The following is a 14,074-nucleotide window of genomic DNA, read 5'->3' on the forward strand; positions in this document are numbered from 1 at the left end:
CTTCTGCTGGACGATTGGGGAATGGCTCCGCTCGACGCGATGGTCCGAAACGATTTGCTCGAGATGATTGATGACCGGTCTGCCGGTAAAGCCACGATCGTGACCAGCCAGCTACCAATCGAACACTGGCATGGCTGGATAGGCGACGAGACGATCGCCGACGCAATGCTCGATCGCCTTATTGCAGCGACATCACCGCATCAAACTGACGGGCGAATCTCTTAGAAAACCACCTCCGAAACCAAGCGTGCTCGAACCAGAACTCGACTGGAACTAGCAAGGAAATCTACAATCGACACCGCGCAACGCCCGACCTTGCCGAATCGGTCACGTTCCAGAAATCGGCGGTCACGTTCGCCGAAATACGCACTTGGAGCCCGCTGGCCGGTCGTCCCGAACGTATGTCCAGAGACGTGCGGTATGGGTCTTGCCATTGCCGGGCTCGAGCACCGGTACCGAGGTGTCATCCGCGTGGATCTTCGAGGCGGCCATCACGTATCGGCGAACGACATCTACCAGTGGCCGGAGCAACGCACTGCACTGGCCGACCCAGTCCGCAAGTGTCGAACGGCTGAGTTCCACGCCGTCTCGCGCATAGATCACTGACTGTCTGTACAGGGGAAGGTGGTCACAGAATTTGCCGACCAGAACATGTGCGAGCAACCCGGGGCCGGGCATGCCGCGATCGATTGGCCGATTGGGTGCAGCCGCCTGCACGATGCAGTCGCAACAAGTACAGGCCTTCTTGAGTCGGCGGTGACGAATCACTCGCCAATGCCCAGGTACATATTCGAGTTGCTCGGAGACGTCCTCTCCGAGGTCGCTAAGCGCGCCACCGCATTGCGGACAGCACGCGTCCTCGGGCTGATGTACAACGTCGTCGCGCTGAAGATGTTGCGGAAGCGGCTTGCGTCCCGACGACTTGCCGGTCTCAGAACGAGGCCTTGTTGGTGCGTCGACCGTTGCCGCGCCATCGTCGGCCTGCAAATCTTCGAGACGCAATTCGAGTCGCTCGATCTGACGATCAATCTTCTCCGACTTGCGCCCGAACTGCATGCGCTGCAGCTTCGCAATCCACAGCTTCAGGTGCTCAATCTCGAGCGCCCGGTCGGAGAGTGTCTTCCGGAGCATCGTGACAGTGTCGCGCAGATCCGTAAGCTCGCCTTCGTGCTCACGTAACGCCGCCTCGCGCTCGATCAGGAGCGCCTTCAAAGCCTCGATATCGTCCGGAAGGATAGCGTCGCTGGATGCCATGCACGCAGTTTACGCGCGTGCATTGCCCCAAGCCTGCGTTGTCACATACGTTTACAAAGCGCTGGAGGGGCGCGCTGCATCGACGGGCTGTCGCCAGTCGAATCCTTCGAGCAGAAGGCCGAGTTGAGCGCTGGTCAGCGAAACAACACCGCCATCAGCACGAGGCCACGCAAAGCGCCCACGCTCCAGAGCTCCAGACGTTTGGCGAACAGGCATAGGCCGCCGTCGCGCCAGTACAGGCATTTGATGAGGTCGCCACGTTTGCCCCTGAACACGAAGATGTGACCAGAGAATGGATCCTTCGCTAGCACAGTCTGCACCTTCGCGGCCAGGCCGTCGAAGCCGCAGCGCATATCCGTAAATCCGGCGGCAACCCAGATGCGCGTGTTTGTCAGCGGACCAATCATCGGCTAAGGCACTGGATCACAACGCGCAGCGTGTCGAGATCGACGCCCCCTTCCACGTGTATCTCGCCTCGTGGCAACTGGATCCGGATCGGTGCCGAGCCCCTGTGTTAAAGGCGTAGAAGCGGCCTGTTGGGCCGCGCCGCTGTCGCTGTCGCTGTCGCTGGCCTCATTCAAAGTGATCGGCAGCAAGGCGCATTCGCGATCGTTCACACCAAGGCGTCCCTCCAGATACTGCTTGCGCCAGTCAAACAGCTGATTCTCGTTCACTTCGTGACGGCGTGCAATCTCCGCCACCGAACGTTTACCGGATAACGTCTCTTCGACGATCCGGCGTTTCTCGTCCACGGTACGCCGGTGATATTTCCGGGCGCTTTTAACTTCGGTGAATTCAGTCACTGTGTCCATGATTCCCTTATGGACACAGTCACATTTGTGCCCCGGGAAAGCATGGCTCTGCCTTCATCAGCCGTCTATACGGTCAGGGTCGGACGGTTACAAAGCAGGCGAGAGGACTCGCCATGAAGAGGGGGGTGCGGATTCCGTGCAAACCAACAGTCAACACTTCTGATTATTCTGTTCCGGTGAAAGTAACCCCGAGTGGGCTGATCCATTTGGAGTTTGCTTTGGCCGATGCGGCATATCTTGCGCATGTGGGATTAACAAGCCCGGTGAGGGAGGATAGGAAACGGACGAAATCCGGAACATGATGGCAAAGAAATGGAACACCAATGAGGCAGCAGAGCCTTGCGACAAGCTAAAGAAGACCTTTGCTGAATGTATGCTTGAAGAGGACCTGCGCTACCGCGTTGTACCGGAGCAGTTCGAAGGGCAGCGCTTTCTTCGCTCTTCTTTCCGCTCAAAATCGGTTCGCGAAGCAGCCCAGTAATTAGAACATGGTGATTGCTTAACATCTCGAGGTCGCCTGTGGGACGCATGACAGACGACCGCGAGAGCCCAGTTGACGCGGCTGCCGGGAATGCTTTGGCTTCCCGCGCAAAGGGGGCGACCGCGGAAATGTTTGTTGTACATTGGAAGCGGCAGTAGCGGTCGCGATGAGACGATGGGCCGAAGTGGGTTGGTTTAGGGCACTGACAGTCGTCCAGAACTGGAAAAGGCAATAGGGACAACAATTAAAAATCAACGCCGTCGTACGCGTCGTATATTTGCAATCTGCTCCCGCTTGCGCGCAAGTCGAATGTTCTCTTGACTTGCGCCGTACTCGGCGTCGGCGGTGGTTACAAATCCAGCATTTTTGCCATTGAGATCAACGCGTACCGCACCTTCGACGAGACAAGTCCAATAGCGTTGGCCACGGCACCAGAGCTTCACACCGTTACGAATGTCTCGCTCGCTAATTCTAAGCGTCGCCGCCCGGGCGAGCAGGTCCCTGAGAATCCCAACCTTAAGCGGAACCTTAGATGCAGGACTTCGCGGAAATGCGCGCGGGAAATTTCGCTGAAGGATAGTGACTGCGCGCGCGGCTCCATCAACAGACGTTCGCGGACGCTTTTGCCCCTTGATTCCCTGTCCTGCGTCCACGGGCGCTGACACTAACGGTGATGTAGCCTCACTGTCTTCCTCGCGTTGACTAAGCTGCAACTTGAGTGCGGCGAGCTGTTCGAAACCCATTGTGCGTGCCTAAAGTTCGACAACACAATTCTACCAACGACGTCGCTCACCTCGCCCAAGCAAAGACATGAATCGTGACGACGTCGCAATCCATATTACTCCACGTTCGAACCATCAAACCTGACGATTTCGACCCAATTCGCGCCCTTGCCAACCGGATACTGTCCAATTGCGGTCAGCTTGCCGGTCTTGGCGTCGATTTGGTAAGCGCTTAGCTTAGGCGACAGTTGCCCGACAGCCAGCAAGTACTTGCCGGACGGATCGATATTAAACCCTCGCGGTTGCTTCTCGGTCGAAAACGTGCCGATACGCGTCAGCTTGCCGGTCGCCTTGTCGACCTTATACGCCGCGAGCGTGCTCGACGTTCGCTCCGATGCATACAGGAAGCGGCCATCGGGTGTCAGGTGCAGATCGGCGCCCCATGGATTGCCGCCGGAGAAGTCGGGTGGCAAGATCGAGACGGTCTGAATCGGTTTCACCAAATCGTGCTTGTTGTCGAACGACAGCACGTGCAAATTGCCATCGAGCTCGTCGATCAGATAAGTGAAGCGCTGATCCGGCGAGAAGACAAAGTGACGCGGTCCCGACTTCGGAGGTAATGAATAAGCCGGCGCCACGTCCTGGGTCAATTGACCGTTCGAGGCGTCGAATCCGAAGCGCAGCCAGGCATCCGAGCCGAGCACCGACGCGAACACCGCGCGGTTGTCTGGCGCGTTGCGGATCGCGTGTGCCATTGGACCTGTCTTGATCGTCTGCTGCACGTCGCCCACCACGCCGTTCACGCCAATCCGATTCACCGCTACCATATTTCCGCCGTACGATGCGGAGAACAGAAAGCGGCCGCTTGCATCGGTCGATACATACGCCATGCTCTCGGCCAGCGGTGCCCTGCCCAGTTCAATAAGCTTGCCGTCAAGGGGATTGAGCGCGAAGCTTACCGCGCTATAGGGCTTCGAACGCAGTCCGGCGTAAAGACGCAAATGATTGGGCGAGAGCGCCATCGGCATGACGGTCCCGCCCACCGCGACGGTCTCGACGGCAGTCATCGCACCGCTAGACTCGTTGAGTCTGAAAACGGATATGTCCTTGCTATCTGCGTTCGAAACGTACGCGTATGTCGCGGCCTGCGCAGTGCTGGTGGCTGTGCTGGCCGCCAAGAGAACGGCGATTGCGCCGACGATCTTCGTCATCTTCATTTACATACTCCAAGTGGAAACGGGTTTGTTTTTGCGTACGCGGTAGCCCGCGCGTCGAGGCGCACTAATTCCGCATTGTTCAGTGCGCAGCGAGTCTGAACACCGAAACGGCATCCGTCATCGATTGCGCCTGTTGTTCGAGCGAGCTCGCAGCCGCAGCGGCTTCTTCAACGAGCGCGGCGTTCTGCTGGGTCACTTGGTCCATTTGCGAAACCGCTTCACCGACTTGCTCGATGCCGGTGCTCTGCTCGATCGTCGCCGACCGGATTTGATCCATCAGCGCGGCCACATCGCGCACCGCGCCGACTATCTGCTTCATTGACTGCCCAGCCTGCGCGACGAGATCGTTGCCGTGCTCGACGTCGGCCACGGACGTGGTGATGAGTGCCTTGATGTCGCGGGCGGCGCCTGCGCTGCGTAGCGCTAGGCTGCGCACCTCGCTTGCTACCACCGCGAAGCCTCGGCCCTGTTCGCCAGCGCGCGCGGATTCGACCGCCGCATTTAACGCAAGAATGTTGGTCTGGAACGCGATGCTGTCGATCATGCCAATAATATCGGCGATCTTGCGTGAGCTACCGCTGATCGCGGTCATGGTACGGATCGCGCGCTCGACGACCTCGCCCCCGCTTTCAGCAACCCGCGCCGCGCTTGATGCCTGAGTGCTGGCTAGCTGCGCGTTATCGGCGTTCTGCTTCACCGTCGACGTCAATTGCTCCATGCTCGCCGCTGTTTCCTGAAGCGCCGCCGCCTGCTGTTCGGTACGGCTCGACAGATCAAGATTGCCCGCGGCAATTTCGCGCGCACCGCCGTAGATGGCTTCGCAATTGGTGCGGACATTCTCCACTGTTTGCGTCAAGCCGCGCTGCATGCGGTGCATTGCCGCCAACAATTGGCCAATTTCGTTGGCGCTCGCCTCGGGAATAGGCACGGTCAAATCGTTGGCCGCGATGCGGTCGAGCAGGTTTGCCGCGTCGGCCAGCGGCTTCGTGACGATGCGTTGAAGTGCGAAGTGCGATACCACGATTAACGCGAGCGCAGTAGACACGCCGAGCGCCACGAGGGCGATCACCCACTTATATTCTCGATCAACCTGCGCGACGGCATCGTTGGACAGCGTGTTCGCACTGGCCTGAAACTTCTCGACATTGGTTGAATACGCCGCGCCCGAAGAGGTGATGTCGCGATCGTTGATCGTTGCATAGGCGTTAGTGTCGCCCGCGAGCAGTGCATCGGAGGCCTGTTTTAGTAACGCCGCGAGCTTGTTTGACGACTCGAGCAACTGGTGCTTTAGCGCATCGTCCTGCCCCTCGACGGAAGCGGCGTTGCGGAACGCCTCGGTTTCGTCGGCAGCGCGCTTAATGGTCGTCGCGGCGGCGCTCACCGCCGAATCGCGCGTTGCTCCATCATTGCGCTCTTTTAGTGCCGAATAGGCTCGCGTCAACGCGGACCGTGTGCGGGTCGAGTTCTTATAAGCATCGTTGACGACCGTCACCTGCGACGCGATTTCATTAATTCGGTTCAGACTCGCATTTGCCCGGCTGAGCGTTACGACTCCCAAAATTCCACCGAATAGGACCATCGCTCCGAAAACCACGGAGACGGCTAGCAAGCTGCTTCGAACCGATAGGTGGCGCATGGCCAGTATGCCTCAACGTTGTACGATGACACGGATAACGGCTGTTTTGGCGTCGGCTTTAATCTGAGCACCTAGCGAGATCCAACCTTCCTGTGGATTCGAATGCTCATGGACAACCAACCTCCGCCTGATACCTATTGATCATCGATGCGCCAATCGGCGCGGATTTCTTGTCGACGGCAGCTTTTCCGTGAAGGTGCGCGAGAACATTACGTGACGCTTTGAAGTGTGTTATCAGACGGCAGTGCAATCGCTCGGAACCCAAGCGTATTAAGCGGCGTACGCGCCAATACGCGGTCTACTTCCATCCCGGACATAGGTTTGCCAAAAAGATACCCTTGACCAAAGTCGCACCCCCCGATGCTGAGTATCTTTGCCACTTCGTCTGTTTCGACGCCCTCCGCCGTTGTCAGCATCTTTAGGCCTTTGCTTAACGCCAGCACGGCAGAGATCACTTTATCGCGTCCTAAAACCGGGTCATTCATAAATGATCGGTCGATTTTGATTTTGTCGATCGCAAGCTGGGTTAGATGGTAAATCCCCGAGTAACCTGTTCCGAAATCGTCGAGCGATACACTGATGCCTCTTGCTCGTAAAGCGTGCAACGCTCGCCGTGCGGCGGGCAGATTGCCAACCAGAGCCTGCTCGGTCACCTCGACCTCCAGGCGACTGAAGGGAAAGTTCGCTTGCTCAAGGATGCTGCAAAGGCGTTCGGGAAGCGTGCTGTCTTCAAGCATGCCGACGGTCACATTTAGCGCCAGAGTCATTTCGCCAGGCCACGTCAGGGCGTGAGCGATCGCCAACTTTAATAACGAAAAGCTCATTTCAGGCATCAAGCCCAATCGTTCAACGATGGGGATGAAAGTATCTGGCATTTGAAGTCCACGATCGTGGTGTCGCCAACGCGCTAGGATTTCAAACCCGACGAGTCGCTGGTCCGGCAAACTCACGACCGGTTGGAAGTAAGGCTCGATCTCCTCTTTTGCGACGGCATACGCTAGCTCTTCTTCAAATTGAGCCGCCGCTTTTTGTTCTTGGTCGTAATGCGGTTCGTGGAAGTGGTAGCTGTCCTTCCCCATTTTTTTAGCGCGGTACATCGCATGGTCAGCACATTTCAGAAGGCCTTCAGAGGTGGCGGCGTCAAACGGGCTCATTCCGATCCCGATGGTTGCGCTGATCGACACATTTCCTGAAATCCCGGAAAGGGGCGCCCCAATCTTCTGCAGTAAGCTCTCCGATATTAGCGCAAGCGTTTCTCTGCTGCCTTCGGGGATGAACATCGCGAACTCGTCTCCCCCGAGCCGGGCAACCGTAGCCGAGCGATTGCTCCCAAACTCGGCAAGCCTCACCGCAATTTCGCAAAGCACCTTGTCACCAGTTGCGTGACCGTAAGTGTCATTGATTGGTTTGAACCTATCCAAATCAATGATCAGGACCGCAGTTTTTTCATGTGGAACTGCAAGCCGTTGGTCCAGGGTTTCGATAAAAACACGGCGATTATATAGACCCGTCAATGAATCATGCCGCGCAAGGGAATCGCTTCTGCTTTGCTCCGCCCGCAACGCAGCGAACGCTTTGCGCTGGATGGCAAGTAACCGCGCTATGCGCACGCCAGGCACTATCAGAGCAAGCGCTGAAAACCCGGTCGAGGTCAAAATAAAGCGCCACCGCTCTGCGGCTTCGAAATTAGATTCGTAAGAAAGACCCAGTAAGGCCGTCGTCCAGCCTTCGAGTTTCAGTTCCCAGAGACCGGAGAGTACGAAGACTGTCAGAAGCGTTGCTAAGACGAAGCTGGCGGCCTGTGCGGAGGAATGGGGCGTGAATCGATGCATGGCTATCAATTGCTTGGGGGATAGACCAGCTAACGACACTTATCACCGTAAATTTAGGCCCAGACCAGTTGCGTCGCGAAGCGCGCGTCAATCGAAGTGAGTCGCAGGGCTGGGAGGAGAGCCTTTGCATAGCGTGCCTCAATCTAAGACTAACCCCCGGATTGGTGCGTGTGAAATCGCTACTGCAGCACTGGTCTGGCGACGACGCGGCGTTGATGGAAAAGTCACGAAGATTTGTTCTGCCTCAAAGCGCTATTCGGGCAGGCACCAACGACCACATCGGACTAGTTTCGCCACGCGCCAACAAATCGATGCAGGATGGTTCGACGCCGTGCATCCGGACGACCGCGAACGCGTCCGTCGTCAATGGCGTGGCGTCGTTGAGGATCGGCTCTGCAGCACGTTAGCGTTTCGCTTGATGCAGCGCGAGCAAGGCTATCGTTCGATGACGGCGCGCATCGTGCCTATCTTCGACGATACAGACGAGCTCGTCAAATGGTTCTGCGTGACCGTGGACCGGACGCAGGAAGAGGAGGGGATTGCAGCGATCAAGGATCGCGATCTCCGGCTGTTCGTTGCAATGCGGGGTGCGCGCACGACAACCATCATAGCGGCTTCGATACATTTACCGATTCGAAATAATTTATCGTTTAGATGCGCCTTTACGTAAGCGGCTGTTTTGCGTCGCGTAGAGGTCCTCTCATAGAGAAACGGCCGCGCGAGCAACAAGGCTCGCCGAACGTGAAATCATACGACTCGAAGTCATTCTTTGCGGCATGCGACAGGGAATAGAGGCACCGCACGCCTCGCCGTCAGCTAGTGGCATGCCCGCGTCTTTAATAGCGAAGCTCATTCCTGCTGGTGGCCATGCAGTGGCAACGTGTGCTGCGTCTGCGTCTGCGTCGCGCGCTCGACGCGATTGTGCTGCCAAATCGTCCGTATGCCCGCAGTTTGAACAGCGCACCTGCTTGGCGGCGTAGTGCCTCATCTTCGCCTACGGAGAAAATTAACTTATCGCTAGACGGCGTCAAGCAGCACGGCTGGTCAGCGACAACTATCTTGGCCGGTCGACGGGTGTAGTTGTCGCTGGCTAACTCATAGTTGTCGCGCCTCCATCGCAATTGTCGCCGGCGCGCGCTCTGTTTGTCGCTGGCCTTACGGCGGCGATAGCTTTCGACGTTCAGCTCGAAGATCGTCGAGTGATGGACGAGCCGGTCGATGGCTGCGACCGTCATGCCGGGGTCGGGGAACACATCATTCCAGCCAGAGAACGGCTGATTGGCCGTTATTAAAAGACTTTTGCGCTCATACCTCTCGGCAATCAGTTCGAACAGCACACTAGTTTCAGCCTGATCCTTACGCGCGTACGACAGGTCATCGAGGATGATGAGATCGAAGCGATCGAGCTTCGCAAGCGCGGATGGCAATTGCAGGCTCTGGCGTGCAGCCTGAAGCTTCTGGACGAGTTCGCTGGTGCGCATGAACAGCACCCGATAGCCAGCGTCGATCAACGCGTGTCCTATGGCTGATCCCAGATAACTCTTGCCAGCGCCAGGTGGCCCGAACAGGAGAATTGTGGCGCCTTTCTCCAGCCAGGATTCTCCGGTTGCCAACGCAGTAACATGCGCCTTCGAGACCATCGGCACCATGCCGAAGTCGAAGGTCCCAAGTGTCTTGGTCGGGTCCAGATGTGACTCGATTCGGTGGCGCTCGATGCGTCGTTTGGCTCGTTCAGCCAGTTCGTGCTCGAGCAATGCGCCGAGTAGCCGGGAGGCCTGCCAGCCTTCCTTGTCAGATCGTTCCGCGAACTCGGGCCACAACCTGCCGATGGTCGGCAAACGTAGCTCGTTGAGCATCAGGGCCAGACGGCCGTTGTCATGGGCGGGAGCGTTCATGCTGCCACCTGGCTGAGCAACTCGTCATAGATCGCTACCGGGGGCATTTCGACCACCACCTCAGGGCACACTGCCTGACGTGGCGCGAAATCATCGCGCAACTGCTTCAGATCGGGCAGGTCGCCGGCTGCGAGCAACGCTTCAAACCGTTCGGCCAGCACCGCTTCAACGCCATGGTGTCCCGCGAGTTCGAGCAGGCCCACCATGCTCTTGCAGGCCTGACGTTGCGACCGCTGCCCCTCCAACTGCTCCCAGGTCCGGCGATAGGCTTCGCGAGGAAACAGAGCATCACGAAACGCGAGCCCCATGAATGCCTGTGGCTTGCGCCTGAGCAAGTCGATGAAGTGGCGGTAATCAAGCGCGTGGCGGTTATCGGCGGCACGGGAGCCTCGCGGCGTGCTGTGCATCAGTGCGCCCGACAGATAGCATTCGAGCCAATTTCGTAGAGACGCACCTTGAGGCGATGGCCGATCAGGCGCGACGGCGCGCTGTACAGGATGCCGCGCACGGTGAACGTGCTGCAACGGGTCACGAGCGGCTCTTCCTCCACGAAGTCAGTGGTACGGCGTTCAGGTAAATCCTGCAACTGTGCGCGCTCAATGCGAAACGCCGCAGCGTTGCGCCGGCTTCGGCGCATTACCACCTCACGGATGAATTCATCGTAGGCCACCCGGTCCGCGAAGTCACGATGGCCGCGGAGCATCAGGGCCTGGTCGACCGCTTCCTTCAGATATCGATGCGAGGATTCCACGCTGCCGTTCTCGTGACCCAGACCGCGATTGTTGCGCGTACCCTCCATGCCGTAATGATCAAGCAGCGCTGCGTAACGCGTCGTGAAGTCCTCCTGCTCCGTCAGGTTCTTAAATGCAGCCGACTGACTGTCAGAGCGATGTTCTCGCGGGCAGCCGCCTGCCTGCCACAGCGCGTTCTGCAATCCGGCGGCGAGAGCTTCGAAACTCTCGCCGCCTTCAATCACATTCGCGTACTCCCAGCGCGAGAACGCCAGCACGAAGTGATACAACCGGTGGCCGAATGGCGCACCGCCAATCGTCACGCAAAGCTTGCTCATATCGGTGAAGTCCGACAGTCCCCGCACGCCGGGCTGATGTTCCTGGGGAAGAACACCTCCAGACTGGGCCTTCGAGTGCCCGCCACTGGCGAATACGTCGCTCCAGCGTGCGACGCATGCTATCGGGGTAACGATCCGGATGATCATCCTGCAGCTTGCGCAAGATCGTGATGCCCATCAGATTAGGCGCGTTGCTTAGCAACGGAACGACTTCGCTGTCCCAAACGTCGACGAAGGGATCAGGGCGGGTACGCCATGATTTCCGCAGCTTCTGAGAGGGCAGCGTGGCATCGCGCTCGATGCGGCGCGCCGTACGCACGCTGATGCCGGTCTTGGCGGCGGCCACTTCCTGCGAATGATGTTTGCGCTTGTTCATGTAAAGACGAACCTGTTGGTCGGTAATGCGGGTTCCAGACATGAGCTGACCGCTTCCTCTTTAAGCTTCGATCAGCCCATCCTAAAGCCCCGCCGACACAGCGCTGCCGTTGGCTCGTCGTCTCCGGCGGCTACGCCGCCTACGACTCCTCACCACCGGCCAAAGCAATCGTCAACGACCGGCCAAAGCAATTGTCGCCGCCCAGCCCTCGGCTCAGCATCCTTTCCCGGTGCGCCGCGCACGATTCGGACGGATTTGACGCCCTTGCTGACCCTGCGAATAAGACGAACTGGAGATCAGCAACAGCACCGAGACCGGACGACACGTTGTCATACGAGCGCAAGGTCGTTGCCGAGCAGATCAGCGCCATACGTCTGTACAAGCGCAATCAACACCGACATTTTTCGCCCGGTTAGAACCAGGCGCGCGACTTCCGGACCAAGCAATGCATCGATGTCGTCATCGATCGAAACGGCTTCACGGCACGAAGCGTCACCGTGTTGTATAGATCGAATAACGAGCCAATGCCAAAACGAGGACCCCATGCTCTTTCTTGTATGATTTTTGCTAGCAAAGCTTTACACGCCTTGCCTGCAAAATAACGATGACACTTTGTGAGAATCTGCGCTGCTCAATCTGGACAACCAGACTTAAAAAAGACGTTGGCATCCCGCGCGTACTGGTAGTCGACGATTTTACAGACACTGCGGATGCAATCAGCACCGTTCTGACGCTGGATGAAATGGAAACTCAGGTGGCTTACGACGGGAATACCGCTATTCGAACGACCGAGCAATGGCGGCCTGACGCTGTCTTATTGGATATCTGGATGCCCGATATCTCGGGCCTTGAGGTCGCTGCGCGCCTTCGGGCGAACTCCGCCACGTCCTCAATTATATTGATTGCGCATTCAGCTGCCGCGGCACCAGCGGACCTGGAGCGCGCTCACGCAGCGGGGTTTGACGCATTCTGTGCCAAGCCGCTTGACGCTCGCATGTTCAAGCCGCTGATCCGCCATTTTTGTCAAGCCGGATCGGCAGATAGGCGATGATTGCCGATGGCTATCACTGTGTGGATCAGGGCACGTTGCGGTCGCGCTATGCGACTTTTCACTCCCTATTTATCGGAGCCGTAACAGGAAGAGTCACTGTAAAGGTCGTCCCAGCGTCTCGGCTGGACGTGAGTGAGATCGAACCTCCGTGCGCCCTAGCCAACTCTTTAACGATAAATAGGCCTAGGCCAATGCCGCGCGCACTAGCTCGATCGTGCTTGCTCGCCGTCGGCAGACGCTTCAGAGGATCGAAGATGTCGGATTGCTTCTCCCAGGGTATAGGTTCACCGACGTTATGGACGGACAGCTGCACGGTTATTCCAGCTCGAAATGCGTTGACGAGTACGGGTGCATCCGCGGCTCCGTGACTGAGCGCATTGCTCGTCAGGTTCGAGATAATCTGCCGTAACCGGTCTCGATCCCACTTCCCATCGAGTGTATCGCCCACGTCGAGTTCAATCAGCCGATCAGGATGAAACGCTCTCAATTCACCGACCGCGTCCTCACACACATCGCGTAGCGATACAGATTCCGGCTTGATCGACACACGGCCTCCCATGCGTACTTGTGCAAAATCAAGGAGATCGCCAACCATCTTTTCCATCGCACTGGCACTGCTCAAGATGCGACCCACCGCCTTCATTTCCGATCCACTCACCGCATCGCTTCGCAAGAGGTATTGGGCCGACATCATGATTGCGCCTAAAGGGTTACGCAGATCATGCGCGATCATGCCAACCATCAACTCGCGGGCGCGGTCGGTGCGCGATGTGTACCAGGCGATCGACTCGGTTAGCGCCTGATCAACAGCTTCGCCAAACCGTATAGTCTCTTCAACTGCTGTGGAGGGATCGGCAACGTCGGCAGCACGCCACCGCCGAAGAATGTTTGCCCGCAACGCTCGGTATTCGGAAATCATCTCCAACAGCGAAAAGCTCGACGCGAACCGATCTTGCGCGTGACCCTTCGCGTCGTCGATCAGTGCGGGAGAATTTTCTGGCAAATCGCCGCGGCTCTTGTCAGATCGGCCCGCCTCACTTTGATGCGATTCCATGTCTTGTGCGACGTTCAACAGTAACTCTGCGGCCGTATCCTGGAGTTCCTCTTTGGAGAGTCGCGTAGCGCTTTCGAGATGCGATTTTGCAAAGTCGGCAAATTCGCTAACGATGGCATCGAGATCCACTCGAATAAACTCGCTCAAACTAACAAAGTTTCGCTCCTCAGATAAACGCAAAGTGTCGGGGCACATATTTGATATTTTTTTCGTATGAACAGGTGGATGATGAGCATCTCGCGTGCCACGCGACACCCGTTGAAGCGGGGCGGAGGTCATTTCTCCGTTGCTTAACTTCAATAGTTTCGGTCAGCCGCTGGCAAACCACTGGAATACGATCAGCAACGGCGCAGCATTCGGAACTGACCTGCCCCCCGAGATTAGTACGCTGACGGTGTAGAGTCCGTTCCGACAAGGAGCGGTCATGAAGAAGCGATTCACCGAAGAACAGATTATCGGCATGCTGAGGGAGGGCGAGGCTGGCTTGAAGCCCGCAGAGCTGTGCCGAAAGCACGGCATCTCTGAGGCGACCTACTACATATATGGACTGCTTCCAATAGCAAACGGAAGTTGACAGACACGGAGTCGATTGCGTACATATACATGGCCTCGTCCCATTTGCCAAATCATCTGGTCTACAGCGAGCAGGTGTTGGATTGCATATATACATTCGGC

11 protein-coding genes and 5 pseudogenes are annotated in these 14,074 nt (G+C 57.5%); 5 read left to right on the top strand and 11 right to left on the bottom strand.

All coding sequences use genetic code 11. The features are described 5' to 3' along the window. Window positions 1-277: pseudogene (locus NCT03_RS32970) on the top strand (ATP-binding protein); the annotation flags it as partial. A gap of 95 nt (window positions 278-372) precedes the next feature. Here NCT03_RS32970 and tnpC read toward each other — a convergent pair. From tnpC to NCT03_RS33970, 4 genes and pseudogenes are all read right to left on the bottom strand, one after another. Next, window positions 373-1,254 (bottom strand): annotated as a pseudogene (gene tnpC, locus NCT03_RS32975) (IS66 family transposase); the annotation flags it as partial. Window positions 1,255-1,305: 51 nt separating this feature from the next. Next, window positions 1,306-1,443 (bottom strand): IS66 family insertion sequence element accessory protein TnpB, encoded by a 138-nt coding sequence (gene tnpB / locus NCT03_RS34305; protein ID WP_350030209.1) that lies wholly within the window; start codon window positions 1,441-1,443, stop codon window positions 1,306-1,308. Next, window positions 1,389-1,661: an IS66 family insertion sequence element accessory protein TnpB gene (gene tnpB, locus NCT03_RS32980; RefSeq protein WP_350030208.1), complete on the bottom strand. Its 273-nt coding sequence runs from the start codon at window positions 1,659-1,661 to the stop codon at window positions 1,389-1,391. The genes tnpB (NCT03_RS34305) and tnpB (NCT03_RS32980) overlap by 55 nt, the downstream gene beginning before the upstream one ends. 3 nt (window positions 1,662-1,664) lie before the next feature. Beyond that, on the bottom strand, window positions 1,665-2,066 hold the full coding sequence (locus NCT03_RS33970) for a transposase (RefSeq protein ID WP_502800455.1): 402 nt from the start codon (window positions 2,064-2,066) through the stop codon (window positions 1,665-1,667). 298 nt (window positions 2,067-2,364) lie between these two features. On the opposite strand from NCT03_RS33970, the gene NCT03_RS32990 reads away from it, so the two are divergent. Next, window positions 2,365-2,547, top strand: coding sequence for a hypothetical protein (locus NCT03_RS32990; RefSeq protein WP_250470118.1), 183 nt, complete (start codon window positions 2,365-2,367; stop codon window positions 2,545-2,547). A gap of 251 nt (window positions 2,548-2,798) precedes the next feature. On the opposite strand, the gene NCT03_RS34310 is transcribed toward NCT03_RS32990, so the two are convergent. From NCT03_RS34310 to NCT03_RS33005, 4 genes are all read right to left on the bottom strand, one after another. After that, a complete protein-coding gene (locus tag NCT03_RS34310) occupies window positions 2,799-3,290 on the bottom strand; it encodes a ProQ/FinO family protein (protein ID WP_350030058.1) in 492 nt (163 codons plus the stop codon). Window positions 3,291-3,385: 95 nt separating this feature from the next. After that, complete coding sequence (locus NCT03_RS32995; protein WP_250495443.1) at window positions 3,386-4,486, bottom strand: lactonase family protein; 1,101 nt, start codon at window positions 4,484-4,486, stop codon at window positions 3,386-3,388. 79 nt (window positions 4,487-4,565) lie between these two features. Then, complete coding sequence (locus NCT03_RS33000) at window positions 4,566-6,122, bottom strand: methyl-accepting chemotaxis protein (RefSeq protein WP_250470120.1); 1,557 nt, start codon at window positions 6,120-6,122, stop codon at window positions 4,566-4,568. 209 nt (window positions 6,123-6,331) lie between these two features. After that, window positions 6,332-7,954: a putative bifunctional diguanylate cyclase/phosphodiesterase gene (locus NCT03_RS33005; RefSeq protein WP_250495444.1), complete on the bottom strand. Its 1,623-nt coding sequence runs from the start codon at window positions 7,952-7,954 to the stop codon at window positions 6,332-6,334. Window positions 7,955-8,087: 133 nt separating this feature from the next. Between NCT03_RS33005 and NCT03_RS33975 the strand changes: the two genes are divergently transcribed. Further along, entirely contained in the window at window positions 8,088-8,624 is a 537-nt protein-coding gene (locus NCT03_RS33975; RefSeq protein WP_350030210.1) for a PAS domain-containing protein, read from the top strand. A 448-nt stretch (window positions 8,625-9,072) separates the two neighbouring features. On the opposite strand, the pseudogene istB reads toward NCT03_RS33975, so the two are convergent. After that, window positions 9,073-9,849 (bottom strand): annotated as a pseudogene (gene istB / locus NCT03_RS33015) (IS21-like element helper ATPase IstB); the annotation flags it as partial. Continuing rightward, a pseudogene (gene istA / locus NCT03_RS33020) lies at window positions 9,846-11,336 on the bottom strand (IS21 family transposase). The pseudogenes istA and istB, both read right to left, overlap by 4 nt. Before the next feature lie 562 nt (window positions 11,337-11,898). Between istA and NCT03_RS33025 the strand changes: the two are divergent. Next, complete coding sequence (locus NCT03_RS33025) at window positions 11,899-12,345, top strand: response regulator (protein WP_250470123.1); 447 nt, start codon at window positions 11,899-11,901, stop codon at window positions 12,343-12,345. 58 nt (window positions 12,346-12,403) lie between these two features. On the opposite strand, the gene NCT03_RS33030 is transcribed toward NCT03_RS33025, so the two are convergent. Continuing rightward, window positions 12,404-13,678 carry a sensor histidine kinase gene (locus tag NCT03_RS33030; protein ID WP_250470124.1) on the bottom strand — a complete coding sequence of 425 codons (1,275 nt, stop codon included), beginning with the start codon at window positions 13,676-13,678 and terminating at the stop codon, window positions 12,404-12,406. A 145-nt stretch (window positions 13,679-13,823) separates the two neighbouring features. Here NCT03_RS33030 and NCT03_RS33035 point away from each other — a divergent pair. After that, window positions 13,824-13,943: pseudogene (locus NCT03_RS33035) on the top strand (transposase); the annotation flags it as partial. Between the last annotated feature and the right edge of the window lie 131 nt (window positions 13,944-14,074).

Source organism: Caballeronia sp. GAWG1-1, from assembly GCF_023631465.1.
Lineage (GTDB): Bacteria > Pseudomonadota > Gammaproteobacteria > Burkholderiales > Burkholderiaceae > Caballeronia.

Coding starts and splice junctions, on each gene's coding strand:
- NCT03_RS33970 (WP_502800455.1), bottom strand. CDS start 2,066: ATGGACACAGTGACTGAATTCACCGAAGTTAAAAGCGCCCGGAAATAT.
- NCT03_RS33005 (WP_250495444.1), bottom strand. CDS start 7,954: ATGCATCGATTCACGCCCCATTCCTCCGCACAGGCCGCCAGCTTCGTC.
- tnpB (WP_350030208.1), bottom strand. CDS start 1,661: ATGATTGGTCCGCTGACAAACACGCGCATCTGGGTTGCCGCCGGATTT.
- NCT03_RS33030 (WP_250470124.1), bottom strand. CDS start 13,678: ATGACCTCCGCCCCGCTTCAACGGGTGTCGCGTGGCACGCGAGATGCT.
- NCT03_RS34310 (WP_350030058.1), bottom strand. CDS start 3,290: ATGGGTTTCGAACAGCTCGCCGCACTCAAGTTGCAGCTTAGTCAACGC.
- NCT03_RS32995 (WP_250495443.1), bottom strand. CDS start 4,486: ATGAAGATGACGAAGATCGTCGGCGCAATCGCCGTTCTCTTGGCGGCC.
- NCT03_RS33000 (WP_250470120.1), bottom strand. CDS start 6,122: ATGCGCCACCTATCGGTTCGAAGCAGCTTGCTAGCCGTCTCCGTGGTT.
- NCT03_RS33025 (WP_250470123.1), top strand. CDS start 11,899: ATGACACTTTGTGAGAATCTGCGCTGCTCAATCTGGACAACCAGACTT.
- NCT03_RS32990 (WP_250470118.1), top strand. CDS start 2,365: ATGATGGCAAAGAAATGGAACACCAATGAGGCAGCAGAGCCTTGCGAC.